This is a genomic window from Leptolyngbya sp. BC1307 (assembly GCF_002286735.1).
Taxonomy (GTDB): Bacteria; Cyanobacteriota; Cyanobacteriia; order Phormidesmidales; family Phormidesmidaceae; genus Phormidesmis.
On sequence record NZ_NRTA01000010.1, the window covers coordinates 25,384 to 51,321 of the forward strand.

Below are 25,938 nucleotides of genomic sequence, written 5' to 3' on the forward strand. Positions count from 1 at the left end.
AAATCAGCAACAAGGAATATGACATCATCCACTGCCTCACAAGCGATGCGCCCGCCTATGCACCCCCAAAATACTGACCGACTCGCCTTTGGCGGTAATTCAGCCCTGCTAGACCCGGAGCTTATCAAGGCAGCGCGGCATATTTATCGCACCTTTTACGAAGTCCACCCAGCAGTCATGCAGCGCCCGATCGGCGTTGCCATTGGCCGACTGAACCACCGGGGCAAACTGGTATTTGGCGATAAGCCTGTCTTACTGCCGCAAGAATGCTTCATTCCCTTTAGCCAAATAGAGCCGGGCCTGATCTAAGAACGACGTTAAGAACGGCGCGACTAAAATCAGCATCAGCGAACAGTCAGCGAACAGTCAGCGCGGATGATTTTTAGATGAGGAGTGCTGTCTCTATTCACCGTATCAACTCTACGTGATGGGCTGGGCATCTTAAGCCAAGCTTCAGCCCTATGAGAGTGTCTGACTTAGTGGATACTGTGGTTCCGGTTCTGATTATTTTTACGTTAGGCGCGGCAGTAGGCAGCTTCTTAAATGTGGTGGTCTATCGGTTGCCCGCAGGGCTGTCGCTGATACATCCGCCCTCGCGCTGCCCGCGCTGCCTGACCCGGCTCAAGTCTTATGACAATGTGCCGGTATTTGGCTGGCTTTGGCTCAAAGGACGCTGCCGCACCTGCCGAATGCCGATTGCGGCCCGCTACCCAATCGTAGAATTTGTGACGGGCTGTCTGTTTGTGTCGGTGTTTGCGACCTTTGGCACTACCTGGCAGACCCCTGGCCACTGGGTTTTTGTGTGCTGGCTACTGGCGCTGGCGCTGATTGATTTAGATACGATGATTTTGCCCAACAGCCTGACGGCTTCGGGGCTCTTGCTGGGCTGGGGCTTTCGGGGCTGGCTGAGCTATTTGGAAGTGCCGACGCTCAGCCATGTAGTCAGCGGACTGATTTCAGCGATCGCCGTCAGCATCTTTGGGCTATGGCTATTTGAGCTGATTGGAATAGCGGGGAGTCAGGCATTTGGCCAGCCCGCGATGGGCGGTGGTGATGCCAAGCTAGCGGCAATGATGGCCGCGTGGTTGGGCGGGCCGGGGCTGCTGCTCGCAACTTTTTTGGCGGCGACGATGGGCGCAGTGATTGGCGGCGGGGCGATCGCAATCGGGGCGCTCGGCCCCAAGCAGCACATTCCCTTTGGGCCTTATCTAGCACTGGGCGCGGTGCTGACGCTGTTTTACGGCGATCAGCTGATCAGCGCCTATGTGGCTGTTTTCTTTCCGCCGGGGCTGTAGCGCTCGGCGAGATTGCCGATGCAAATCTCTTACTAGATTCGCCACTGGGGGGGGCAACCCAGTAGGATAAATAAGGAATTTGCCGCTTTCAAAGCTGCGCATTCGGCTATCTTTGGGTCTTTTACCGACTCAGGTGGCTGACGTTTTGAAGCAGCGACTGAGGGCGGGATTGATGAGCGGAAAGATGTCACTGTTTGACTGGTTTGCAAATCGTAAGAAGACAGGGCTGATTAGCCATGATCGGCACGAGCGGGAAATTGCCGATGGTCTGTGGACCAAGTGCGAGCGCTGTGACGTGCTCACCTACACAAAAGACCTGTGGGCCAATCAGCAGGTGTGCCCTGAGTGCGGCTACCACCATCGCATTTTTAGTACAGCGCGTATCGAACAGCTGATTGACGCTGATACCTGGACGCCGATAGATACTCAGATCTCACCCAAAGATCCGCTGCGGTTTCGCGATCGCAAAGCCTATGCCGACCGCATTCGCGACACTCAGGCTAAGACCAAACTGGTCGATGGCGTACAGACGGGCATGGGCAAAATCGACGGTGAGCAAGTCGCCCTAGGCGTGATGGACTTTCGCTTTATGGGCGGCAGCATGGGCTCTGTCGTGGGCGAAAAGCTGACCCGGCTGATTGAGCGCAGCAGCGCTGAACGGCTGCCGGTAGTGATTGTCTGTGCTTCTGGCGGGGCACGGATGCAGGAGGGCATGCTCAGCCTGATGCAGATGGCAAAAATTTCAGCGGCCCTGGAGCGTCATCGAGCCGCCCGGCTGCTCTACATGCCGGTGCTTACCCACCCAACAACCGGCGGGGTGACTGCAAGCTTCGCCATGCTGGGCGATATCATTCTGGCTGAACCGGAGGCGACGATTGGCTTTGCCGGTCGCCGGGTGGTAGAGCAAACCGTTCGCGAAAAGCTACCCGAGGGCTTTCAAACGGCTGAGTATCTGTTGCGTCACGGCTTTATCGATAAAATTGTGCCGCGCCCGCAGCTCAAGCAAACGTTGGCTCAGCTGATTCGCCTGCATCAGCCCGCTAATAAGGTTGCGATCAACGCTAAGCCCATAGACGCTAAGCATGTAGACGCTGAACATGTAGACGCTAAGCACGTAGACGCTAAGCACGTAGAGACGGTGTTAAACACCCTTGAACACGAGGGTTGAGTTGTAGATAGGCGCAGATGACTGAGAGGCTGTTTTTTGTCAAGAAGTGTAAATAATCTGAGGAGACGCTGGCAGTCGCTGGTTTTTCTTCAGGTCTTCTGGGGGTATCTTGTCCCCCTGTCGCCCCATTCATGGCATGATAAGGAGACAATTTTATTCAATCTAAAATTGAATTACTGCTGTGTTGCGTGTCTGAGAAGCGAGCATAAAAAATGAGAAATTTGTTTAAGAGATGCACCGGACTGATGGTCGCCGCTGTATTTTTTATGGCCAGTCTGTCTGGGGCTGGCTGGTTGGGAGGAAGTGCGATCGCCGCTGATCTAGATGCCTCAACCCGAACCATCAAGGCCAATGAGCAGGGCGATACCGTCACCCTCTCAGTCGAAGAGTTTACCCGAGGCCGCCGCAAGTTTAACGTGGCCTGCGCTACTTGCCACGTTGCGGGCGTTACCAAGACGAACCCCAACGTCGGCCTCGATACTGAGACGCTAGCAGGCGCTTTTCCCGCTCGGGACAATTTGGCTGCTCTGGTAGACTACTTGCACAACCCAACGACTTACGATGGGCTCGTCGAAATTTCGGAACTACATCCGAGCACGAAGAGTACTGATGTCTATCCGAAGATGCGTAACCTCACTGAAGATGACCTGGAAGCTATTTCTGCTCACATTCTCCTAATGCCTAAGATCTTGGGAGATAAATGGGGAGCCGGTAAGACCAAGACGCTGTAGATTTGTTTTCAGACCTAGATCAGCAGGCATAGACCTAGGACTCAAATCGAACTTTAAGAGCTAGACTTTAGCGCAGGAGAGAGCTGTCTCTGCTGCGCTTTGCTACGGTTATAGCCAACCGGATCACAGCGATGAGACACAAGGCGATAGCACAGAATCTATGATCAATCGAAGAACGCTGCTTTTTGGAACCGCTGGGCTCGCTCTCAGCAGTCTGCTCACGGGCTGCGGAGCTACCGCTAATGCTCTGCGCGTGACGCTGCTAGAAGGTTCGGTGCCAGCTGAGGTTTTAAAGCGGTTTCGCCAGCAGGCGGAAAGCCCGGTTGATTTTCAGATGATTACTCAGCTAGAGACGGTGTTTCAACAGCTACAGCGCTGGCAGCTACCGCCGAAGGCACCGACTTTTTCACTGCGGCGTTTACCCTGGGCTCAGGGCGCGCCCCGCCCAGCTACCAGCAATTTGGTTAGCCTGGGCGACTATTGGCTGGCTGAAGCGATCGCTCAAGACCTGATCGAGCCGCTAGACCTGCCCACTGAGACCTTAGAAAAGCTACCGGTGGCCTGGCAGCAGTTTGTCAGCCGCGAGGCCCGTTCGGGCAGTGATCAGATAGCCGCAAATGCACTCTGGGCCGCTCCCTACAAGGTACAGACACTGGTGATCGCCTATCGCCCGGATCAGTTTCCGCAGGCAGGGTCACGCTCGCCCTTTAAGACCTGGCGTGATCTGCTCCAGCCTCAGCTGCGCCGTCAGCTAGCCTTACCCGACCATCCTCGAATCGTCTTGGGCCTGCTGCAAAAAATGCAGAGCGGCAGCTTTAATCCCAGTTTTGAAATGCCTGCCGACAGCGCTTCAGCCGCGCAGCTGACTGACTCACTCATTGAGCCTTTTACTCAGCTCAATCAGCAGGTGAGAACCTATGACTCCGATACCTCACTGAAGGCGCTGGTTAATCAGGATGTCGCCGCAGTCGTCGGCTGGTCGGGCGATGTGATGGCGGCCCTACAGCAGTACCGTGAGCTGAAGGTCGTCATTCCAGCAGAGGGCTCGCTACTGTCGGCTGATATGTGGGTGCGGCCCAAAGGCGCAGACATGAGCGCTGCCGCCAAAAAATGGATAGCGTTTTGCTGGCAGACCGGCCCGGCCACCCAGATTTCGATCGCTGGCAAGGGCCTATCGCCGATCTTTCTCGACCGGGGCGTTAGCTTGCCCGGTGCATTAGAAGATAGCCCGCTATCTATAACAGCCATCCAAAATAGTGAACCGCTGTTGCCTTTACCGGCAGCCGTACAGACTGCGTATTTGAACCTGTGGCAGCAGGTTAGAACGGGCTAGGGCTAAGGTTAGGTCGGCGGATACGGCTGCTGCTGGCGTCATCCAGCACGATTGTACAGGGCAGCTTTGCCACCACTGACGGACTGAGCTGCCCGGCGGCCTGACTAAAATCGCAAAAGTGCCCGCCTCGCAGCACGACGCCCGCCCGGCTGCTGAAGATTCTACTGGCACTTCTACTGGTGCCTTCACTGGCTCTTCTATTGGCTCTGACATCGTTAACAGCAGCGACATCACCCGTGTGAAACACCCGCACGCTGTAGCCGTAATCTTCGGCAGCGGTGCCAAACTGCGAGACAAACGCATAGCGCTCAAAGTAGTTGAGCAAGCTCCAGATCTGCTCATTAACGATGATATCGACGTAGTTAGGACCATTGTCAACTTGATAGGCGCGCCAGTGCTCAACCAGGCGATCGCTGCCATAGCGCGCACTCACCTGATCGCGCATCCAGGTTAGGCTCGGTTGGCTAAACCGCACGGGGGAAAGCCGGTCATCAGCCGCGACGAGGGTTCCCTGAGCAGCCGGCAGAAGTAGCGGAAACTGACCTAAATCTGATAGCTGGGCCTGTACCGCCGAGGGCTGAGCCCCTACCGCCCGGCTAAATAGCCCGCTCAGCACTAGGGCCGCGAGCACAGTGCCAACCATTTGTTTTATTCGCTTTGAGCGAGGTTGTGCCATTTTGCGCTTCACTGGCCTGCTTCACTGGCCTGACTGATCGTGCTCTCATTTTATCCTCACCTAGCGGCGATCGCCCGGACGGGTTTACTCAGGCGCGCTCAAGATTAGCCGCACCCGATGGATATGACCTAGCACAATTTCCTGGTCACTGACCGACTCCAGCATGGTGACAACTGCTTGAGGCCGCAGTAAGGTGCCGTCATTGCGGCAGCTGCCGGTATATCGGATGACCTGTCCAGTGGTCTCTACTGGGCTCAGGCGATCGCGCACCGCCGCTGGCAAATCCATCAGGATATCGGCTTCAGCTAGCGCCAGGGTGAAGAGACGCGATCGCAAATCCACTTCCTTAGTTTTGCCTGACTTAGTCGTTTTGGTCTGCATAATCTGCTCAGCAGCAAGCACCTGCTGCACCCACTGCGCCCAGTCGCCCGTCCCGTCTTGGGTATCGACAGCGAGTAGATATTCAGCCTGATCGAGGCACTTGGTGGCAGAGGGCGTCTCTAGCGAGATGGCGGCTGTCTGATAGATCGGCACGCTTTCAGGCAGTTGCGCTTGCAGCCGGGCGCTGAAATCAGCTGGGTCAATCACTTCTGTCAGCTCAAAATCAATGATTTCACCTGTGCTGGTCAGCCCCAAAGGCAGCGCATTAGCCGGAGAAATTCGCGGCCCCGGATGATAGCCACCGGTAAAGGCAATCGGCAGCGCGGCCCGGCGAATGGCCCGGTCCATCAGCCTGGCAAAGTCCAGGTGGCCAATTAGCGCCATATCACCGAGCTTGCCGAGGGTGACGCGCAGCCGCTGAGCGCGGGTCTGGTTGGGCTGAAAGTGCCCAGCAAACTGAGGAATCGCCAGTGGCGGCACGACTATGTTATGGCCAAAGTCTGGCCCGCAGATGCCGCAGTGAGAGCAGCCTTCAAAAGAGCAGTCGGGCACAGTAGCCGCCGCAAGCGCTCGCTTGAGGTCGTCTTGCAACCACTGCTTCTCAATGCCGGTGTCGATGTGATCCCAGGGGAGCGGGCGATCTAGCATGGCGGTCATGGCCTCGTCTACGGCCTGACCCTCCCGTTCTGCAGTCGCAATATTGTCATCCAGGCTCCATTCACCGCTCTCGACCTGACGATATTTCCAGTCGAGACCGGCATCGGCGATCGCCTCAGTCCAGGCCCCATATGCTTTTTCTAAGCTCTCCCACCAGGCGTCCATTCCTGCGCCTAGCTCCCAGGCCCGGCGCACGACGGCAGAAAGACGGCGATCGCCCCGCCCGACAAAGTCTTCCATCGCCGAAATTCGCACGTCGGTAAAGTTGACCTTGACGCCGCGAATCTGGTTGAACTCGGCCTGCAAGAGTGCCTGCTTACGCTTAAATTCGTCAGTAGAGACCGAGTGCCATTGAAACGGCGTGTGGGGCTTAGGCGTCAGGTTAGAGATAGTGATATTGAACTTGAGCGATCGCCGCCCCTTTTCAAAGCACTCTCGCCGCAGCCAGCGCACCGTTTCTGCAATGCCTAATACGTCTATATCGGTTTCGCCCGGCAGGCCGATCATAAAGTACAGTTTTACCCGCTCCCAGCCCTGCTCATAGGCAATTTTTACCCCGCGCAGCAGTTCTTCATTCGTGAGCCCTTTGTTGATGATATCGCGCATTCGCTGCGTACCGGCCTCAGGAGCAAAGGTCAACCCTGTCTGCCGCAGGCCGCCGACAATGTTCGCAATGTTTTCATCAAACCGATCTACCCGCTGGCTGGGCAGCGAGAGGTTAATATTCTCGTCTTTGAGCCGATTTTTGATTTCGACGCCCACCGCTGGCAGCGCCAAATAGTCTGAGCAGCTCAGAGACAACAGTGAAAATTCGCTGTAGCCGGTCTCTCGCATACCGCGCTCAATCGTGTCAATCACCTGCTCAGGCGGCACGTCTCGCGCCGGGCGAGTCAGCATACCCGGCTGGCAAAAGCGACAGCCTCGGGTGCAGCCCCGCCGAATTTCAACCGTCAGCCGGTCATGTACGGTCTCGACGTAGGGCACCAGGCCAATTGAGTACTCCGGCATGGGCGGCGCGACTCGACGCAGCACCCGCGCAGGCACATCGGGGCGGTTAGGCTGTACCGAGCCATCAGCCGCCATGTCATAAAAGCGGGGCACATAGACGCCCGGCACCTGAGCGAGATCGAGCAAGAGCTGCTCTCGGCTAAGGCCAGCGGCTTTGCCTTCTTCTACTACTAAGCCAATTTCGGGCAGCAGTTCTTCGCCATCACCTAAGGCGACAAAGTCGAGAAATTCGGCGTAGGGTTCGGGGTTAGAGGTGGCCGTCTGCCCGCCCGCAAAAATCAGCGGCCAGCTGCCGGCTTCTACATTCCAGGGGCCTTCTGCGCTACGCGCCTGCCAGGTGAGGGGTACTTGAGCGAGAGAAAGCATTTCTAAGATATTAGTTGCCCCCAGCTCGTAGCTCAGGCTAAAGCCTAAGATGTCAAACTCACTCAGAGAGCGGCGAGACTCCACGGCGAATAGGGGCGTCTGGCTCTCTCGCAGCTTTTGGGTGAGGTCAGCAGCAGGGAGGTAAGCGCGATCGCACAGCTGTCGGGGCTGAGCGTTCAAAATGCTGTATAAAATGATGTGCCCAAGATTAGAGGCACCCACTTCATAAATCTCAGGATAGGTCAGCACCCAGCGAATATCAGCCGCTGCCCAGGGCTGACGTACCGCGCCGCGCTCGTTTCCCAGGTAGCGAGCAGGCCGAGAGATATCAGCGTTAATCAGGTCGGCGATCGCAATCGGTGCAGTAGTCGTCACAGTGAATCTCGCAAAAATCTAGACCTTCACTATATCGCAAACGTCCTGAGCCCAAAGCTGGACTTAGCTTATAGGAGGCACGCATAAAAAAGCGCCCTCCCTACTCAGGAGAACGCCCGTCACACAAGTATTAGGCAGACTTTATTAGGCAGACAAGTATTAGGCAGATTTGGCAGGCGGCGCTAGGCGGCGATCGCAGCGGGAACCTGATCGATCATGGTGAAGACCCGGTCGAGCTGAGTCATCTCAAAAACAATGCGAATAGCGGGCGGAGCAGAGCAGATGCTGAGGCGCTTGCTTCTAGACTTGGCCGCATTCAGGACCGACATCAAAGAAACCAGCCCCGCATTATCCAAAGATTCGACTTTACTCATATCAACTAGCAGCTCAGACGGGCAGTCACTGTTGATGGCAGAGACTAGCTGCTGCTCAAACCAGTTAGCGCTCTCAGCATTGAGAATGCCAAAAGGACAAATTACAGTCATCGGTGAATTAGGAATTGCCATATTAACTCTTTCCTCAGATCAGATTCTAATGAACTATCAATTACGGGAACTGCATCAATGCCAACGAGACGCTTCGGACAAGCGCTGCCACTGATAATTCGAAAATAATTCGCAAACCGGACTCACGAACAAATCCTATGCTCATAAACTTACCGGTGATGAATTCGAATGGCGCAAGGTGCAGCAGCATGTTTGCTGAATCTTGACCTGTATCATCTCTTGTTTAAAGTTTTAGGTAAGTGACACTACTTAACTTCAACCTTATCTAGAAAATCCGTGTGCTTTGCTACAAAGCATGCCCACGTTTATTCAGATGTTTTCGCATCCTCATTTTCTACAGGTGATTCAACTCACAAAGTGCTCAGCGAGCTAAAGCGAAACCATCAACTCTTCGACTATTAAACCTCTAGCTACCCAACCACTAAAGAACGAAGAATACATTCCTAAGCGACTGATTCGCAAGAAATTCAAGGTTAAACACCCTCTTATAGATGCATACAGACAGCTTTTGTTCCCCACGAATTTCGATTTAGACCGTATCATTTATTACTTTTTGACCTTAACGTTTAATCAGGGACGAGACATTCAGGGCCAGCGGTATTGACTGATACAAATACACATTTTTCTTGAGTACGCTTTGCTATAGAAACTGCAAGAATGAACTGCTGGCAGCTGCAAGACTAATTTAAGGAGCGCAGGTTGTTTTTATAATCGTCCCTTAACTTAAGGAGTACTTTGATAACTCGAAAATCTCTCTAGAACGGGATGATTGCTGTTAACTTCATCCCTCAGATAGATTGATTCGAGAAGACGCTTCACACTCCAAAAATGTATCAGTCGTTTTTAGAGATGATCGCTCACTCATACAGACCACCCATCAGCAAGTGGACTGAGCCGAGCAAAGAAACGAACATCGAAACCGTAAAGGATTCATAACTACTCACCGCCAATGGGTAGCCACATCAAATACAGGCACACTGGTTGAGCAAAGATGTCTGAATAGTGGCAGCAGCGCTTCTGGTGTATTCAGTTTGCCCACAGCAAGAAGGTTTATAGAAAGATCGGACCATCCTAAGAAGAGAGCTCATTTGCCTGAGTTAGGGTCTGAAAAACACTCATGTGCTTGTGCCAGAAGCTGCGAATAAATTCGTTTAGCTGGCCACTGCTACGGCGTAGCGCCATATCGTTAGGATTGATCTTCAGCTGAATCAATAGAGAGAAAAAGTCAACGTCGCAGGCAATTTGAAACAGCGTCAGCGGCCAGATCAAGTCAGGACAGTCCTCCAGGTCATAGAGCTGGAGAGAGGATAGATTAGGGGCGATCGCCGCTGCCGAAATCATCTCCTGACGCGCCCCCTGCCCTTCGTCTTCGGGTAAGCCCTGAATCAGTAGCGTTGGCCTGGCCCAGCAGAGATGGCGGGTATCGATCACCTGAATCGCTTCAGCATATAGCCGCGATGAGCCGTGCTCTAGGTAAAGAATCTGGGAGGGAACAACGCTCATGGCAACGAGGGGTATTTAAAAAAATGCTGTATTTGCGAAACCGTCGGCCTGCTTAGATATCGGCCCGCTTAGACCTAGAGAACACCTGCCGCAGAACAGATGAGTTTATGCGGCGAAGGTGCAAACGGATAACCGTTAGGCTTTAGTTGCTGAGACTTGGTTTTAGCTAAGATATATTAAGAAACACGCTCATATTACCACTCAGGGAGGGTGATTTCAGTTTTCTTATAATGTCAGTATTGACGAATGACTCAATGACTGACGACAGGTGACAAGATTGCTAGAAGATAGAGTCTGAGCCACGGCTGCTGTCAGGATGGCACCGCTCAGAGCCGTAAATATCAGATGTGTCAAGTCAGAGATGCGCAGATTAAACCCATGCCTAATCCTTCTGTTGGAACCATTGAAAAGCCCGCTATTTCAACCGTTCGCAAGCTCGCCCCGAGATACCGAGTTTTGCTTCACAATGACGACTTCAATGGCATGGAGTACGTCGTTGAATGTCTCTTGCAGACCGTGCCATCGCTTACGACCCCACAGGCGATTGACATTATGATGCAGGCTCACAACGCGGGCACTGGCCTGGTAATTATCTGTGAGCTAGAGCATGCTGAGTTTTACTGCGAGTCTCTCTGTAACAAAGGACTCGTTAGCACGATTGAGCCGGATGAATAGGGCGAGGAGCCTGGCTGAAAGGGCTGGTCAGCGGCTGTGAGCAACGCTGTAAAGCGAGCTGAGAACTGGGTCAGCCACCGAGGAGCCTGGCCCCGAATTTTTGTATTTTTGCTGCTGCTGGCGATCGCCTGGCTGCCGCTAGCGGCGCTGCTGTACTGGCTGGGCGACCAGTTTGACCGGTCGGGCACGGCTGAGATTGTGGCCCTGGCGCTGCTGTACGGTGGCTTTTTGTGGGGGTTGCCGCGCTGGGGCAACCGAATTCATCGCTGGCGGCGACCTTTGGAGCGCTGTGGTTTGCTTTTTCAAGCTCAGACCGGGCGCGATTTACTGCTGGCGCTAATCATTGGCGTTTTCGGCGTATTCGCTCTTTTTGGGCTAGAGACATTGCTGGGTTGGGCTACACCCGTGGCGCCCAGCCCTAAGTTCGTCAGGTTTATGCTAGAAGGGCTGCTGATGGCACTGGCGGTAGGCTTTGCCGAGGAGATGCTGTTTCGGGGCTGGCTGCTGGCAGAGCTGGAGACCACTTACCGCTCCACCCCCGCGCTGATGATGAACGCGCTGTTTTTTGCGGCCACCCATTTCATTAAGCCGCTGCCGGAAATTATTCGCACTTTTCCCCAGTTTTTGGGGCTGGTGATATTGGGCATGGCGCTGGTCTGGGCAAGGCGATCGCCCACTGGCAGACCCACCATTAGCAAACGATTTGCTACGGCTGAGCAAGCACCCCGCAGTCGGCTAGGCTACCCGATAGGCCTCCATGCTGGGCTGATTTGGGGCTATTACATGGTTGACGTCGGTGGGCTGAGTGAGTATACAGCGCGGGTACCCACCTGGGTAACAGGCATTGACAGCAATCCGCTGGCTGGGCTTTTGGGTGTGATGTTGCTCAGTGCGATCGCCAGTCAATTTGCTCGAACTGCTCAGCCTAAGACTTGACACTCTCCGTCAGGTCGCACCGAGAACTTCGGCTAGCAGCGCCTGCTGAGCGTGCATCCGGTTTTCGGCCTGATTCCAAATGCGGGAGCGATCGCCCTCCATCACTTCTTCGGTAATCTCTTCACCGCGATGAGCCGGTAAGCAGTGCAGTACAATCACCTTCGGATCTGCCAATTCCAGCGCCGCCTGATTAATTCGATACGGTTCAAAAACGGGAATGCGAGTATCGGCAAAGTCTTCTTGTCCCATACTCGCCCAGACATCGGTATAGAGAACGTGAGACCCTTCTAGCCCGGCTTTGGGATCGTTGGTAATGACCACTTCACTGCGTCCCTGGCTGATAGCTTTGGCTTTTTCTAAAATGGCGGCATCCGGCTCGTAGCTGAGGGGAGTGGCGACTCGTACATTCATCCCGACTAGCGCGCAGCCTAAAATAAGCGAATGGGCCACGTTGTTGCCGTCGCCGAGATAGGTCATGGTCAGCCCCTCACAGCTGCCAAATTCTTCTTGCACGGTGAGTAAGTCGGCCAAAATTTGGCAGGGATGCTCCAGGTCTGTCAGGGCATTGATCACCGGGATCTGGGCGTGGTGGGCAAAGGCTTCTACTTCGGCTTGTTCATAGGTGCGGATGGCGAGCACGTCGAGGTAGCGATCTAGCACTCGGGCGGTGTCGGCAGTGGGTTCGCCCCGGCCAATTTGAGTGAGGTTGGCATTGAGATCGATCACCTGGCCGCCGAGCTTGTACATAGCGGCAGAAAAGCTGACGCGGGTGCGGGTAGAGGCTTTTTTAAACACCAGTCCCAATATTTTTTGCGGGCACTGCGGGTTGATTTCTCCTGATTTGATCTGGGCAGCGATCGCCAGCAGATGGGTGATTTCATCTGTCGTGAGGTCTGCCAGGCTCAGAAGATTTCGCCCTTTGAGTGCTGCCATAGATTTTTCCCTGTGAAGTGTGACTTGAGGTGAACCGACCGGTGCTAGCGCAAAGTAAAACGCTACCAGAAGTTCTAAAAATAGGGAATAGGCACAGCGGAGTAAGCGCTAGCATCTTAAATAATTGCTCAATCGGGACAGCTCACAGATGGGACTCTATTCGCGCTTAATATTTCCTCGGCTGCTGGAGCTATCGATGTCTTCAGAGTCAATGACGGCTTACCGCAAACAGCTACTGAGCGAGGTGCGGGGCGACGTGCTAGAAATTGGCTTTGGCACCGGGCTAAATTTGCCGCACTATCCGAAGACCGTTACGTCGCTGACGACGCTCGATCCGAATGAGGGGATGGATGCGATCGCCCAAAGCCGCATTGCCAAGAGTCCGATCTCCGTCACGACTCAACTGGCCAGCGGTGAAGATCTGCCCTTTGCCGATGAACGCTTTGACGATGTGGTCTGCACCTGGACGCTGTGCAGCATTCCCAATGCCCAAAAGGCGCTGAGCGAGGCTTACCGGGTACTTAAACCAGGCGGCAGATTTTTCTTCATTGAGCACGGTCTAAGCGACGAACCCGGCATTCAAACCTGGCAGAATTGGCTGACGCCTGTGCAGCGGGTCGTGGCCGATGGCTGTCACCTCAACCGCCCGATGGATCAGCTGGTGAAGACCGTTTTTGATCAGGTGCAGGTAACCGAGTTTTACGCGCCAGACTTGCCTAAGGTAATGGGATATTTTTATCAGGGGGTGGCCGTCAAAAGCCCAACTGACTGAACCTTTACTTTTTCTTGCCGGGTGGATTGAGAGCGGCGTCTAGCGTTTCGCGAGCTGACTCGGCTTCGTCTTTGGCATCGCGGTAGCGCAGATTGGTCTGAGCGAAGGTCTTCAGGGTCTTAAAGCCGCTGTTGAGTTCTTCGATTTGTTCTTCTTCGATCACTTCATCGGTAAACAGCAGATCGACTAATTCGCGCACTTTTAGCGCCTCTTCGCGAGAGCCCTGCACTTTGACCTTGAGCTTGGCTAAGTTGCTGAGGGTTTGGACTGCCTCGACGACTGCGTTTTCTTCAGCAGACGGGTCTGTCTTGGGCTCTTTCACTTCGATAAAATCCTTGGGATTAAAACCATCGTCCAGTTCGGTGGGCAGATCGCCATCATCCATCAAAGACACCAGCTGATCCATCGCCTTCTCACGCGCTTTATTAGAATCACGACCTGGCACATCAATGAAAACTTCGGGGCTTTGGGCAAGCGTATATTGAACCATGATCACAAGTAGTATGTTTGTATTGTCATCTTAGAAGGTAGAGTCGCATTTGGGAACTGGCCGCTAGAGCAGTCGTCAAACCAGTTAACAGAGTGATACAGGCTACGCCTTTTTTCTAAGCCTTTTTGCGCTTCAGTGCAACTATCAATACAGCTGGCAACACAACCGGCAATGCAACCGGCAATACAACCGGCAATGCAACCAGTTGATTAAAACCCATTAACGGGGTGTTTGATCAGGAGAGCTGCTCTATAAAATTGGTAGCGGCAGCTAGCGGCCTATGCTCGGGAATGCTGTCGTCAGAATGTGTCTTGTGAATGGCTTGTGAATCGAACTAACGCTACGGCTACAAGCCATCTTCGGCGGTTTCGGCATTTAAGCGGCCGCTTAGGACTGGTCATTTCTGGGCTGACCGTTTCAGGTCTCGCCGTCTTGGGTCTGATGGTAGTCAACTTAAATCATTCGCTAGAGGCAGTCGCTGATAGATTGCCTGATGCCGCCCCTGATAGCTTGCCGGAGACCTTACCTGACGAACCCGCTCAGATGCCAGCGGCGGATTCTGCCTCGGAGAATTCTGCCGCTGCCGATAGTTTGCAGCTTGCTGCCGATCAAGCGACCCAGGCCGAATTGCTAACGCAAACAGCGACCTCAGCCGCCGATTGGGATCGGGTGGCGGCTACCTGGCTAGAGGCGATCGCCCTCGCCCAAGCAATCCCCCCTGAGAGCCCAGCGCGCATCTTAGCCCAAAGGCGACTGCGCGGCTACTTACAGCAACTGTTAACGGCGCAGCAGCGCACCGAGCAGGCCAGTCCGGTCACTGGCATTCCGAGCTTGGGCAGCGCTGTGTTTGACGATCAGCTAGCAGGCTACCTGTCGTATGTCGCCACGGTTGGCCCGCCCGATATTTTGATTGTGGGTAGCTCGAGATCGCTCCAGGGCATCGACCCGGCAGCTTTGCAGCAGACGCTAGCGGCTAAGGGCCTGCCCGACCAGCGCGTGTTTAACTTCAGCGTGAATGGGGCCACTGCCCAGGTGGTGAACTTTGTGCTGAGCGAACTGCTGCCCGCGCCGCTGCCCCCGGTGATTATCTGGGGAGATGGGTCACGCGCTTTTAATGACGGTCGGCGCGATCGCACCTGGGAAAGCTTAGCGGCTTCTCCCGGCTACCAGGTCATTCACGGGGGCACCCTACCAGCGACCTCACTGCTAGAGCAGTTAGCGGCCCCGACGACTGATCGCCCGGTGAATATTGTCACGGCCCGTTCTCCGCTGAATCCGAAGCTGGATGGGTTGGATGCGCTCGGTTTTTTGGCGGTGAGCGATCGCTTCGATCCCCCAACCTACTATCAGCAGTTTCCTAAAGTGAATGGCCGCAATGACGGAGCCTATGTGCCCTTTACCCTAAATGGCAATCAAAGTACGGTGCTCGGGCAGCTTGCCCGCTTTGTCACCGGCCAAAATTCTCAGCTGATCTTTGTCAATTTGCCACTGAGCGGGAGCTACTTAGATGACTTTCGTCTGACGCATGAGCGGCAGTTTCAGCAATTTTTACAGGCTCAAAGCCAGACTCAGGGCTTTGCTGTGATCGATTTGCTCACCCAATGGCAGGCGCAGCCCGCTTTATTTGCCGATCCTAGCCATGTCAATCAAGAGGGGGCAGCAGCGATCGCCATCCAGCTAGCCAACCATCCCCAGATCCGCTCGGCCCTGACGCCGCCCGCTCAGGCAGCGCCGCCGCCAGCACCCCCCTCAGAGCTACCGCCAGACGAGCTCTTAGATCGATTGCTAGAAGGTCAGCCAAACAAGCCGTGAAAAAACGTCCTGAGAGAAAAAACCGCAGATAGCCCAAAAGTGTTGCATAGAGCACAGCCACGATTAGATAGGGCCACTATATTGACATCAATTCTTGAGCTAGATAGCGCTGCTCCAGCGCTACGTGATGACCTCACACGCTAGCTGAAGAAAGCTTTCTAAGAGAGGCTCAACGCCCTCTTGGCTCTTAAATACGCTACTTAAAGGCAACTTTAGATCCTACATTTAATCATTCATGGAACCCTCGGGCTCGATTTTTATCGGGCTCTTTTTTTTGCGGCTAGTCTGGCACAGGCACAGCTCCAGCCAGGCTATAGGGTCAGCTCGGCGATAAGAACCCGAAAGAAAGCGTTAATCTAGACTTGAAGCTTGGCTTCGTCGCCTTTGGGCGCGCACCTTCTATATTTTTATTCCTATGGCAAGCGTCTCTTCGTCTCTCTTTGATCAGATCAACCGCAAGTCTTTTGAGCTGCCGGGCGCGTATCCTCACTACAATCCTGACCGGCCCGGCCAGGTCGAACATATCGCGCTGGATCTGGTCTTTGATATTCCGCATAAGCGCTACAGCGGCACCTGCAAAGTGCGAATCGCGCCTGTAGTAGATGGCCTTGAGCGGCTAACGCTCGACGCGGTAGATTTGCAGATCAAGGCGGTCAAAGTTGGCAACACTAAGCAGACTTTTGACTATGACGGCGAGCAACTGCAAGTCACGCTCAAAAGCCCGATGCAGTCGGGCAAACCCTTCACCCTGACAATTGATTACGCTGTCGAAAATCCGCAGCGCGGCATCTACTTTGTCGGCCCCACTGAGCACTACCCCGATAAGCCTGTGCAGGTATGGACACAGGGCGAAGATGAAGACTCTCGCTTCTGGTTTCCCTGCTTTGACTATCCTGGTCAGCTCGCAACTTCAGAGATTCGGGTGCGCGTGCCCAAAAAATATACCGCCGTTTCCAATGGTGAGCTGGTCAGCACAGAGACCGAAGGCAGCGACAAAATCTATCACTGGAAGCTAGAAAAAGTCCATCCTAGCTATCTGATGACGCTGGCCATTGGCAGCTTTGATGAGATTAAAGACGAGTGGCAGGGCAAGCCGGTCAGCTACTACTTTGAAAAAGGGCACAAGGCTGAAGCCAAGCTGACTATGGGCAAAACGCCGCAGATGATGGATGCCTTGAGCAAGTGGTTTGGCTATCCCTATCCGTTTTCTAACTATGACCAGGTGTGCGTCAGCGATTTTATCTTTGGCGGCATGGAAAATACCACCACTACTCTGCTAACCGACCGCTGCCTGATTGATCAGCGCGCCGCCATTGACAATCAGCGGTCTGAAACGCTGGTTGCCCATGAGCTGGCTCACCAGTGGTTTGGCGATTTGATTGTGATCAATCACTGGTCTCAGGCTTGGGTAAAAGAGGGCGCGGCTACTTACTCAGAAGTGCTCTGGCTAGAAGAAACGCTGGGTAAAGAAGAGGCGCTGTACTACCATCTCAACCACGCCCGCGCCTATCTCAGTGAAGATAAAAGCCGCTACCGCAGACCGCTAGTCACTCACATTTACCGGGAAGCAATCGAGCTGTACGACCGGCATATCTATGAGAAAGGGTCTTGTGTGTATCACATGATTCGCACGGAGCTGGGCGATGAACTGTTTACGCGATCGCTGCGCACCCTTTTAGAAAAGCACGCTCACGGCACCGTCGAAACCATTGACCTGCTGCGGGCAATTGACCAGGCGACCGGGCGCAATCTGCGGTTTTTGTTTGATCAGTACGTGTATCGGGGCGGGCACCCAGACTATAAGCTGGGCTATAGCTGGGATGGGGAGAGCCATCTGGCCAAGCTAACGGTCACCCAAACGCAGGTAGAAGACGGCAAATCGCAGGTGCAAGAAGGGCTGTTTGATCTGAAGGTGCCGATTGGGTTTGGCTATGTGAAAGAAGGCAAAGCTGAGGTCAAGACCTTTAAGGTGAGAGTGCATGAGCGAGAGCAGGCGCTGTATTTCCCGCTGGAGAATAAGCCCGATTTCGTCAGCTTTGATGTCGGCAACCATCTGCTCAAGACCGTAGAGCTGACCTATCCGGTGGCCGAACTCAAAGCGCAGCTCGCTCACGACCCCGACCCCATTTCTCGGCTGTTCGCCGCTGAAGCCCTGGCTAAAAAAGGAAGTTTGGAAGCGATCGCCGCCTTAGAAACTGCCCTTAAAACCGATCCCTTCTGGGCCGTACGGGCCGAAGTTGCCGAACAGCTTGGCTCAGTACAGCTCGCTCAGGCAGAAGCCGCGCTGATTGCCGGGCTGAAAGATGCTCACCCCAAGGTCAGACGGGCGGTGGTAGAAGCCTTGGGTGGCGTGAAGACAATAGAGAGCTACAAGGCACTCAAGAGCGTTGTGGATAAAGGCGATGAGAGCTACTACGTGGAGTCGGCAGCAGTGCGATCGCTGGGCAAAGTCGGCACCGCCACCCTAGAGGGCAAGTCCCGAGAGAAAAAGACGCTAAAAGTACTAGACACCGTGCTCAAAGAGCGGGCCGGATGGAATGAAGTCGTCAGAGGCGGGGCGATTTCGGGACTCAGCCAGTTCAAATCTTCAGCCGCTGCTCTAGATTTGCTGCTGCCCTACACCGAGCTAGGCATCCCTCAACCGCTGCGCCTGTCGGCCATTTATGCCCTGGGGGCAATCTCTACCGGGCAGGAAAAAACTGCCGTTGATCGCATCTTAGACCGGTTAGAAGCGCTTGCTAGAGAAGACTTTTTCTTAACGCAGATAGCGACCGTCGGGGCGCTGGCAAAAATGGAAGTGCGCGGGGCAGTCTCGATCTTGCGCGGGCTAGCTGAACACAGTCCGGATGGTCGGGTGAAGCGCCGGGCTGATGAAGCGGCGCAGAAGGTGCAGAAGAAGATTGGCTCAGATCAGGCATTAGCCGATTTGCGTCAGGAGCTTGACGAGGTAAAACAGACGAATAAAGATCTCAAGAGCCGTCTGGAAAACTTGGAGGCGAAGGCAAAGTCATAGCTGCCAGGCAAGATCTAACCGGAAAAACAAAAGTTGAGGCTGAAGTCTATCGTGAGTTCGGCAGGATTGTTGTGAATTTCTATTGTTCTTAACTGTTGCGCATGAGTAGCCAGGTACTTGCAGATCGCTTTGAGATTAAACAACAGCTCAGCCGAACTGACTTTAGTACGGTGTATTTGGCAAGCGATCGCCACAACCCGCACAGGCCGCTCTGCCGAATAACAGCGATTAGCTATTCTCAGCCAGAGATTCATCGTCGCTTAGAACAAGAAGCGCGAATGCTAGAGTGCTTGGGTCATCATCCCCAGGTTCCTGAGCTGCTGGCTTACTTTCATCCGCCCCAGCCCAAAAAACAACTCACTGAATCTTCTCTAAAAGTCTTCTATCTTGTTCAAGATCAAATTGTGGGCCATCCGCTGAGCGAAGAGATCGCCCTCTCTAAGCCGCTCAGCGAAAGCTATGTGATTAAGCTGTTGCAAGATCTGCTCACCGCCCTCGCCTTTGTCCATCAGCAGAACGCAGTTCACCAAAACCTGCATCCTCGTTACCTGATCCGGCGGGCCAGCGACGGTCAGGTTTTTTTGACTCAGTTTGGCGCAATGTCGCAGCTAGCGAAGGGGGCGATCGCCGCCAATAATATCCAAAACAGCCCCATTCTCGTTGCGCCCCAGCCCTATGCTGCCCCCGAGCAGATGCAGTCGTCTTCACCCCGACCTGCCAGCGATCTCTACGCCCTCGGCCTGATTGCCATTGAAGCGCTGACCGGCCAGCGGCATCAAGACTTTACTTACGATCCGGGGAGCGATCGCCTCCTATGGCGGCAGCAAACCGAAGTCAGCCTGCCCCTGGCCGAATTTATCGACCGGCTGGTACGTCACCGCTGGCAAGATCGCTTCGCCAACGCTCACGAAGCGCTAATCACGCTAGAAGTAGAAAGCAACCGCCACCAAATCGCCCACGACAGCCGCCTGCCCACCGTCATCGCCGCCCCCGGCCAACACCGCCGCCCTACTCAACCCGCTCCCCCAAACTCCCCCTTTTCCCCTTCCTCCTTCTCCCATTCCCCTTCCCCATTCCCCCCCTCATCCCAAAGCCAACCCACCAAACTCCCCATCCGCTCCATCCTGAAATTCACAACCCGCAGTCTCGCCGTCTTACTCGCCATAGGCATGAGCGTCAAAGCCTACCAGTGGAGCGAATACCGGCTCAGCCAGCTATCTCAAACCTGGCCTCAGACTTGGCCCCAGACCTGGCAAACCTGGAAAGATTCTCATATTTCTCTTCCCAAACCCGCCGACTTCTTCAAGACTGACAGCGTCAAAGCCGATGCTCCAGAAGCCGCCGCGACGCCTCAAGATCTGACGCCGCTACTGGCAGATGGCAGCATTTTACTCAGGCCCGATGCCGCCGAAGCCTTCTGGCAAATGGTAGTCGCCGCCCGAGAGGCAGATGTTGATCTCTATCCGCTCGCAGGCTACGCCGCCAGCTCAGACGCTGCGCCATCAGCAGATTATGCCAGTGGCTATGCGCTCGATATTGGTGGGGCCGACTCAACGACAGACCAGCAGGCCAGCTTTGCGCAGACAGACGCCTTTCGCTGGCTCCAACAAAACGCGCAGGACTACGGATTTGCGCAGTCTTCGCCTAAAAAAGGGCTGTTTGGCATCGGTTCAGAGCCCTGGCACTGGCGATACGGGGGCAATTCGCAAAGCTAGGCGATCGCTAGCCTCAAAGGTTAGTGAACTGTCTGTAACACTACCAACCTGACTGGGAGTTCGGTGATACGCTCCGATTATTAGCGATTAGATCGAACTTTTGATGGGACTCAATCTTCATGCAGCGCAACCTTTTCAGAAAAGTTCCTGAGGCGTCATCACAACCTAATCAGCCTGACCCACGGCATCTGACGGCTTATTTCAAAACAGCGGTGGGCGGCTCTTTGCTGGCGGGCGGCGGCCTATGTACGGTGTTTGGCCTGTCGGCAGGAGTGCAGGCTCATCAAGTTTCGACTCTAGCGGCTATTGGCGTTTTGGTATCTTTGCTGGGCTGGGTGTGTTTGCGCCGCCCCTATTTTTTGCTAGAGCCGCATCAGCTCACGGTTTATGGCCTGTTTGGTATGCCTACCCGGCGCTATACCTTTGAGTCTTGGGATGTGGTTAAGGCGGATAGCCGGCACATCTATATTGACGATGGCGGCATTACTAAAAAGGTGCCGGTGCTGCCCTGGCTGGTCAAAACGGGTGATTGGCTGACGCTGCGTGAGCTGCTGTAGCGCGATCGCTTGCCCGCATTAAGGTATCTCACTGTTCTTACGCTGCTGATATACCACCCAACCTACCAAGAGAACGACTAGCAAGACAAGAACAACTTTGCCGACTGGCCCCAAAAAAGCGGCGACTTTGTCATAGCTGGCCCCGAGCCAAAACCCGGCTAGCGTCAGCAGCGTAATCCAGCCGAGCGATCCGACGGTGGAGTAAAACAAAAAGCCGAGCATCGGCATGTTGGCGATGCCAGGGGGCACTGAGATATAGGTGCGAATGCCGGGAATGAGTCGCCCCAAGCCCACTGCCCAATAGCCACCGCGCCGGGAAAACCACCCCTGCACTGACATCACTTCCTGGCTGGATATCCCTAGCCATTTGCCGTGGCGGTCGGCCAGGTTGCAAATGCGAGTGAGCCCCAGCCATTTGCCGACGTAGTACCAGACCAGCGCGCCCAGAACAGACCCGAAGGTACCAGCAGCGATCGCACTCACCAGATTCATCTCACCTTGAGCCGCAGCAAACCCAGCCAGCGGCATAATCAGCTCTGACGGAATCGGGGGAATGACGTTTTCTAACAGCATCAGAAAGGCGATGCCCCAGTAGCCAAAGCTGGTGATTGCGGTCGTGATGTAGTCAGAGATATTCAAGGTAAGTGTTTAGGTGGGTAGACAATACAGGACTATACGACCTGACTTCGGGCGATGTCATCTGCCGACAAGCGCATTTTGCGCCCCACTCACCGCATAAAGACATAAAAAGACATAAGATGATGAAGACATGGATGAACAGATGCTCTACTGATGATTTAATAGGGTAACTTAGCAACTTTTTCGTACTCAACACGCTGCCATGTCTCAAAATGACGATTTACAGCCACCGACTGACAGCGGTTTTCCGATTGTCAGTATTGGCGCGTCGGCAGGGGGCATAGCAGCCTGCTCAGATCTGCTGCGGGCGCTGCCAGTCGATACGGGCATGGGATTTGTCATCATTCAGCATTTGGCTCCCGATTCGCCCAGCATGTTGAGCCAAATTTTGGGTCGGGTAACGGCGATGCCTGTGGCTGAAGCTACGCAAGATGTAGAGGTAGAGCCCGATCACGTCTATGTGATCCCGCCCAATAAACAGATGACTATCGCTGATGGGCGGCTTCAGCTCGCGCCGAGACCGTCTGGCCCAAAGCAGTTTAAGTCGATTGATATCTTCTTTAAGTCTCTCGCTGAAGACGGCGACAATCGGGCGATTGGCATTGTCTTGTCGGGGCTAGATGGCGACGGCGCTCAGGGGCTAAAAGCGATTAAGCAAGCGGACGGCATTGCCTTTACCCAAACGCAAAATACGGCCCAGTATGGTAGCATGCCTAACTCTGCGGTTGAAACTGGCCTGGTGGATTTCATCCTGTCGCCGGTTGAGATTGCCCGCCAGCTGACGAGCATCGCTCAGCACCCTTATGTCTCTCGGCCAGTGCCGCAGGCATTTCCGTCTATAGAAAGCGACTCCTCTGCTGAAGCCGGTCTGTCAGCGGTTTATGCTTTGCTGCGAGCTGCGACTGGCATTGACTTTAGCCAGTACAAACGCGCCACCTTTGAGCGGCGGATGGCCCGACGGATGGCGCTGCACCGGCTGAATACGGTTGAAGCCTACGCTGAGTATCTGCAAGACCACCCGGCTGAGGTTAAAGCGCTTTACCACGATGTGCTGATTACGGTGACCAGCTTTTTTCGCGATCCGGAGGCGTTTGTCTTTTTGCAAGAGACGGTCTTTCCTTCGCTGATTGAGCAAAAGGGGCTGGAGTCTTCTATTCGCATTTGGGTGGCGGGCTGCTCTACCGGTCAAGAGTGCTATTCGATTGCGATCGCCCTGTTTGAATATCTCTCTGAGCAAAACCTCAATCTCTCCATTCAAATCTTTGGCACAGATGTCAGCGAAGAAGCGATCAGTATCGCTCGTCAGGGCATCTACGCTGAAAATCAGGTGGCCGGCGTTTCACCCGAGCGACTACAGCGCTTTTTCACCCAGACCGAGGGGCGCTATCAGATCAGCAAAGCCGTGCGCGAGCTTTGTGTCTTTGCCCGCCAAACCCTGGGCAACGATCCGCCGTTTTCTAACATCGATCTGATTAGCTGTCGCAACGTCATGATCTACTTTGCGCCCGCTTTGCAGCAGCGCGTGCTAGCCGTTTTTCATTACAGCCTGAATGCTGGCGGGCAGCTCTGGCTGGGCAGCTCTGAGAGCGTCGGCGAAACCTCTAAGCTGTTTGCTGTCGTTGATAAAAAGCACAAAGTCTACAGCCGTGACACGGCTGCCAACCAAATTAACTTTGACTTTGTCACTAGCGACTATAGCGCCCTCACCGCCACCGCCACCGCCAAAGGTGAGCCTGCAGCAGCCGCCTCTAGCCACTCTAACGTGCAGCGTCAGGCCGATCAGATTGTGCTTAGCCGCTACGCCCCGGTCGGCATCGTCATCAACGAACAGCTCGATATCCTGCATTTTCGCGGCGATACCAGCGCCTACCTGCGACCTGCTCCCGGCGAACCCAGCTTTAGCCTGCTCAAAATGGTACAGCCAGGCCTATTGCTCGAACTGCGATCTGCCATAGACGAGGCGAAGACGCAGCGAGTTGCCTCGCGCCGAGAGAGATTGCAAATTGAAAACAACCCGCGATATATCCATATTGAGGTGACGCCAATTCGCAATCCGCTCTCCAAAGAGCGCAGCTATCTGGTCCTTTTTGAAGAAGGCGCGCTGATTGCATCTGTGGCCGCTGAGCCCTCTGAACCGGGCGGCGAACCCTCTCCCCCGGCTAGCGCCGAAATCGCCCGGTTCAAGCAAGAGCTAGCCGCCGCCAGGCAAGAACTGCTCGATACTCAGGCTTATTTGCAGGCCACTATCGAAGAACACGACGCGACGAATCAGCAACTGACGACGGCTAACGAAGAAATCTTATCGAGCAACGAAGAGTTGCAAAGCACTAACGAAGAATTGCAAACCGCTAAGGAAGAAATACAGGCTGCTAACGAAGAACTTACAACCACTAACGAAGAACTGCAAAGCCGTAACGCCGATGCGCGCTCTACTAACGACGATCTGCTCAACCTGCTCAACAATGTCAACATTCCGATCGTCATGCTCTCTGACGATCTGCGGATTCGGCGATTTACGCCCACCGCTCAGCGGCTGTTTAACCTGATCCCGACCGATGTGGGTCGGCCTGTTAGCGACATTCGCATCGATATTGACATCGACAACCTGGAATCGCTGATTTCAGAAGTGATTGGCACGCTCGATACGCAAGATCTAGAGGTGCAAGACAATGAAGGCCACTGGTACCGGCTGCGCATTCGCCCTTATCGCACGGCTGACAACCAGATCGACGGGGCGGTGATCGCCCTGGTCGATATTGACGCTATGAAGCGCACGCTCCAGCAGCTAGAAATGTCGCGGCTGTACGCTGAGCGCATTGTTGAAACGGTGCGATCGCCCCTCGTCGTACTCACTGCCGACCTCCAGGTGAAGACCGCCAACTACGCCTTTTATGAAACCTTTCAAGTCTCTCTATCCGAAACTGAGGGACGAGAACTGTTTGAGCTAGGCAACGGCCAGTGGGACATCCCTGTACTGCGAGCTGTCTTAGAAACGCTCTTGGCCGACAGCTTACAAGTGCAAGACTTCGAGATTGACCACGAGTTTGATCAGATTGGCCGCAAAATTATGCTGCTCAACGCTCGTGAGATAGAACAACCCCCGGCAGAGCGACTGATTCTACTCTCCATTGAAGATATTACCAAGCGCAAGCGGGCCGAGGCGCAGCGGATGCAGCTGACGCAAGAGCGTACCGCCCGGGTCGAGGCCGAATCTGCCAACGCCAGCAAAGACGAATTTTTGTCAGTGCTCTCTCATGAGCTGCGCACGCCGCTCAGCGCCATCATCGGCTGGATTAGCATCCTTTTGAGCCGCACCGAGCCCGACCCGACGCTGCTCCACCGCGCCCTCACCAGCATTGAGCGCAGCGCCCGCACCCAAACCCGCATTATTGAAGATCTTTTGCAGGTATCACGGATTATTCAAGGCCAAATGGAATTGCAGCGGCAGGCTGTGAATCTGAGCGATCTGGTCAAGGCGGTGGTGGAGAGTATGCTGCCTACCGCCGAGAAAGCCGGCATTCAGCTCATTGCCATGCTCGACGAACCCCCCGACTATTTTTACTTTGATCCTGACCGTTTGCAGCAGGTTTTTAGCAACGCCCTTGCTAACGCGATTAAGTTTACGCCCAGAGACGGGCAGATCACCACCCGGCTCACCTACAGCGTCGATCAAGCTCAGGTACAAATCACCGATACAGGCCGAGGCATTGATGCTGACTTTTTACCGCATGTGTTTGATCGGTTTCGGCAGGCAAACAGCTCAAGTGCTCGCGAATATGGCGGTCTGGGCATTGGGCTAACGATTGTCAAAACCTTTGTTGAAGCGCACAATGGCACTGTCCGTATCAGCAGCCCCGGCATTGGCATGGGCACAACGCTGACGGTGGTGCTGCCGCTGACAGCAGCGATCGCCCCAGTTCAAACCGCCGTACCGCTGCCGCCCGGCGACGATCTGCTGTCAGGTTTGCGCATATTGATTGTTGAAGATGACGCCGATAATCGAGAGATCTTGACCATCGTCTTAGAAGAGCAAGCAGCCACTGTCATCCCGGCCAGCTCTGTTGCTGCCGCCATCGAACAACTCACTGACGAAGAGACACCCGACCTGCTGATTAGCGATATTAACTTGCCAGGCCGAGATGGGTTTGAGCTGATTGACTGGGTGCGATCGCGCGCTCCCGAGCAGGGCGGCGATTTGCCTGCGATCGCCCTCACCGGCTATGCTGGCAGCGAACATACCGAAAGCACATTGAAGGCGGGCTTTCAGGCCCATCTGGTCAAGCCCATCAACACCGATGAACTCATGGTTACCATCGTAAATTTGGTTTAGACGCAACTGTATGAGGGCAGTAACTCCTGCTAAGCTAGGGAGTGATTCTTTAAGCTCATCGGGGTGA

Annotated in this window: 20 protein-coding genes; 13 read left to right on the forward strand and 7 right to left on the reverse strand. The window is 54.5% G+C overall.

The window, feature by feature from the left end; all coding sequences use genetic code 11:
• Positions 1-57: 57 nt before the first annotated feature.
• The 5 genes from CKL79_RS07960 (at position 58) to CKL79_RS07980 (ending at position 4,527) form a co-directional block, all read left to right on the forward strand.
• The gene (locus CKL79_RS07960; RefSeq protein ID WP_121969139.1) at positions 58-309 is read left to right on the forward strand and encodes a hypothetical protein; all 252 of its coding nucleotides are present in this window, start codon (positions 58-60) and stop codon (positions 307-309) included.
• A 152-nt stretch (positions 310-461) separates the two neighbouring features.
• Positions 462-1,295, forward strand: a complete 834-nt coding sequence (locus tag CKL79_RS07965; protein WP_121969053.1) for an A24 family peptidase — start codon at positions 462-464, stop codon at positions 1,293-1,295.
• Positions 1,296-1,479: 184 nt separating this feature from the next.
• On the forward strand, positions 1,480-2,463 hold the full coding sequence (gene accD, locus CKL79_RS07970; protein WP_121969140.1) for an acetyl-CoA carboxylase, carboxyltransferase subunit beta: 984 nt from the start codon (positions 1,480-1,482) through the stop codon (positions 2,461-2,463).
• Between the two features lie 245 nt (positions 2,464-2,708).
• Positions 2,709-3,194, forward strand: a complete 486-nt coding sequence (gene psbV / locus CKL79_RS07975) for a photosystem II cytochrome c-550 (protein ID WP_346427055.1) — start codon at positions 2,709-2,711, stop codon at positions 3,192-3,194.
• Between the two features lie 160 nt (positions 3,195-3,354).
• Positions 3,355-4,527: an extracellular solute-binding protein gene (locus CKL79_RS07980; protein WP_121969055.1), complete on the forward strand. Its 1,173-nt coding sequence runs from the start codon at positions 3,355-3,357 to the stop codon at positions 4,525-4,527.
• Here CKL79_RS07980 and CKL79_RS07985 read toward each other — a convergent pair.
• From CKL79_RS07985 to CKL79_RS08000, 4 genes are all read right to left on the reverse strand, one after another.
• Positions 4,514-5,170, reverse strand: a complete 657-nt coding sequence (locus CKL79_RS07985) for a hypothetical protein (RefSeq protein ID WP_121969056.1) — start codon at positions 5,168-5,170, stop codon at positions 4,514-4,516. The genes CKL79_RS07980 and CKL79_RS07985 overlap by 14 nt on opposite strands.
• Before the next feature lie 117 nt (positions 5,171-5,287).
• Positions 5,288-7,990, reverse strand: coding sequence for a TIGR03960 family B12-binding radical SAM protein (locus CKL79_RS07990; RefSeq protein ID WP_121969057.1), 2,703 nt, complete (start codon positions 7,988-7,990; stop codon positions 5,288-5,290).
• Between the two features lie 182 nt (positions 7,991-8,172).
• Positions 8,173-8,496 (reverse strand): STAS domain-containing protein, encoded by a 324-nt coding sequence (locus tag CKL79_RS07995; RefSeq protein ID WP_121969058.1) that lies wholly within the window; start codon positions 8,494-8,496, stop codon positions 8,173-8,175.
• Between the two features lie 1,071 nt (positions 8,497-9,567).
• Positions 9,568-9,999: a hypothetical protein gene (locus CKL79_RS08000; protein ID WP_121969059.1), complete on the reverse strand. Its 432-nt coding sequence runs from the start codon at positions 9,997-9,999 to the stop codon at positions 9,568-9,570.
• A gap of 378 nt (positions 10,000-10,377) precedes the next feature.
• Here CKL79_RS08000 and clpS point away from each other — a divergent pair, with 378 nt between their 5' ends.
• A complete protein-coding gene (gene clpS / locus CKL79_RS08005) occupies positions 10,378-10,674 on the forward strand; it encodes an ATP-dependent Clp protease adapter ClpS (RefSeq protein WP_121969141.1) in 297 nt (98 codons plus the stop codon).
• A gap of 36 nt (positions 10,675-10,710) precedes the next feature.
• Positions 10,711-11,610: a type II CAAX endopeptidase family protein gene (locus tag CKL79_RS08010; RefSeq protein WP_121969060.1), complete on the forward strand. Its 900-nt coding sequence runs from the start codon at positions 10,711-10,713 to the stop codon at positions 11,608-11,610.
• A 9-nt stretch (positions 11,611-11,619) separates the two neighbouring features.
• Here CKL79_RS08010 and argF read toward each other — a convergent pair whose 3' ends face one another.
• The gene (gene argF, locus CKL79_RS08015; protein ID WP_121969061.1) at positions 11,620-12,543 is read right to left on the reverse strand and encodes an ornithine carbamoyltransferase; all 924 of its coding nucleotides are present in this window, start codon (positions 12,541-12,543) and stop codon (positions 11,620-11,622) included.
• 148 nt (positions 12,544-12,691) lie between these two features.
• Between argF and CKL79_RS08020 the strand changes: the two genes are divergently transcribed.
• Positions 12,692-13,315, forward strand: coding sequence for a class I SAM-dependent methyltransferase (locus CKL79_RS08020; RefSeq protein ID WP_121969062.1), 624 nt, complete (start codon positions 12,692-12,694; stop codon positions 13,313-13,315).
• A gap of 4 nt (positions 13,316-13,319) precedes the next feature.
• On the opposite strand, the gene CKL79_RS08025 is transcribed toward CKL79_RS08020, so the two are convergent.
• Positions 13,320-13,805 carry a hypothetical protein gene (locus CKL79_RS08025; protein ID WP_121969063.1) on the reverse strand — a complete coding sequence of 162 codons (486 nt, stop codon included), beginning with the start codon at positions 13,803-13,805 and terminating at the stop codon, positions 13,320-13,322.
• Between the two features lie 441 nt (positions 13,806-14,246).
• Between CKL79_RS08025 and CKL79_RS08030 the strand changes: the two genes are divergently transcribed.
• From CKL79_RS08030 to CKL79_RS08045, 4 genes are all read left to right on the forward strand, one after another.
• Complete coding sequence (locus tag CKL79_RS08030) at positions 14,247-15,617, forward strand: hypothetical protein (protein ID WP_141242175.1); 1,371 nt, start codon at positions 14,247-14,249, stop codon at positions 15,615-15,617.
• 415 nt (positions 15,618-16,032) lie between these two features.
• Positions 16,033-18,630, forward strand: coding sequence for a M1 family metallopeptidase (locus CKL79_RS08035; protein WP_121969065.1), 2,598 nt, complete (start codon positions 16,033-16,035; stop codon positions 18,628-18,630).
• A 101-nt stretch (positions 18,631-18,731) separates the two neighbouring features.
• Positions 18,732-20,345: a D-alanyl-D-alanine carboxypeptidase family protein gene (locus tag CKL79_RS08040; protein WP_121969066.1), complete on the forward strand. Its 1,614-nt coding sequence runs from the start codon at positions 18,732-18,734 to the stop codon at positions 20,343-20,345.
• Between the two features lie 119 nt (positions 20,346-20,464).
• A complete protein-coding gene (locus tag CKL79_RS08045; protein WP_121969067.1) occupies positions 20,465-20,902 on the forward strand; it encodes a hypothetical protein in 438 nt (145 codons plus the stop codon).
• 18 nt (positions 20,903-20,920) lie between these two features.
• Here CKL79_RS08045 and CKL79_RS08050 read toward each other — a convergent pair whose 3' ends face one another.
• Entirely contained in the window at positions 20,921-21,541 is a 621-nt protein-coding gene (locus CKL79_RS08050; protein ID WP_240518741.1) for a DedA family protein, read from the reverse strand.
• 202 nt (positions 21,542-21,743) lie between these two features.
• Between CKL79_RS08050 and CKL79_RS08055 the strand changes: the two genes are divergently transcribed.
• Positions 21,744-25,871 carry a CheR family methyltransferase gene (locus CKL79_RS08055; protein WP_121969068.1) on the forward strand — a complete coding sequence of 1,376 codons (4,128 nt, stop codon included), beginning with the start codon at positions 21,744-21,746 and terminating at the stop codon, positions 25,869-25,871.
• Positions 25,872-25,938: the final 67 nt, after the last annotated feature.

Bases quoted from the DNA above. Each gene is read 5' to 3' on its own strand.
- CKL79_RS07960 (WP_121969139.1), top strand. From the start codon at position 58: ATGCACCCCCAAAATACTGACCGACTCGCCTTTGGCGGTAATTCAGCC.
- CKL79_RS07965 (WP_121969053.1), top strand. From the start codon at position 462: ATGAGAGTGTCTGACTTAGTGGATACTGTGGTTCCGGTTCTGATTATT.
- accD (WP_121969140.1), top strand. From the start codon at position 1,480: ATGTCACTGTTTGACTGGTTTGCAAATCGTAAGAAGACAGGGCTGATT.
- psbV (WP_346427055.1), top strand. From the start codon at position 2,709: ATGGTCGCCGCTGTATTTTTTATGGCCAGTCTGTCTGGGGCTGGCTGG.
- CKL79_RS07980 (WP_121969055.1), top strand. From the start codon at position 3,355: ATGATCAATCGAAGAACGCTGCTTTTTGGAACCGCTGGGCTCGCTCTC.
- CKL79_RS07985 (WP_121969056.1), bottom strand. From the start codon at position 5,170: ATGGTTGGCACTGTGCTCGCGGCCCTAGTGCTGAGCGGGCTATTTAGC.
- CKL79_RS07995 (WP_121969058.1), bottom strand. From the start codon at position 8,496: ATGGCAATTCCTAATTCACCGATGACTGTAATTTGTCCTTTTGGCATT.
- CKL79_RS08000 (WP_121969059.1), bottom strand. From the start codon at position 9,999: ATGAGCGTTGTTCCCTCCCAGATTCTTTACCTAGAGCACGGCTCATCG.
- clpS (WP_121969141.1), top strand. From the start codon at position 10,378: ATGCCTAATCCTTCTGTTGGAACCATTGAAAAGCCCGCTATTTCAACC.
- argF (WP_121969061.1), bottom strand. From the start codon at position 12,543: ATGGCAGCACTCAAAGGGCGAAATCTTCTGAGCCTGGCAGACCTCACG.
- CKL79_RS08020 (WP_121969062.1), top strand. From the start codon at position 12,692: ATGGGACTCTATTCGCGCTTAATATTTCCTCGGCTGCTGGAGCTATCG.
- CKL79_RS08025 (WP_121969063.1), bottom strand. From the start codon at position 13,805: ATGGTTCAATATACGCTTGCCCAAAGCCCCGAAGTTTTCATTGATGTG.
- CKL79_RS08030 (WP_141242175.1), top strand. From the start codon at position 14,247: ATGGTAGTCAACTTAAATCATTCGCTAGAGGCAGTCGCTGATAGATTG.
- CKL79_RS08035 (WP_121969065.1), top strand. From the start codon at position 16,033: ATGGCAAGCGTCTCTTCGTCTCTCTTTGATCAGATCAACCGCAAGTCT.
- CKL79_RS08040 (WP_121969066.1), top strand. From the start codon at position 18,732: ATGAGTAGCCAGGTACTTGCAGATCGCTTTGAGATTAAACAACAGCTC.
- CKL79_RS08045 (WP_121969067.1), top strand. From the start codon at position 20,465: ATGCAGCGCAACCTTTTCAGAAAAGTTCCTGAGGCGTCATCACAACCT.
- CKL79_RS08055 (WP_121969068.1), top strand. From the start codon at position 21,744: ATGTCTCAAAATGACGATTTACAGCCACCGACTGACAGCGGTTTTCCG.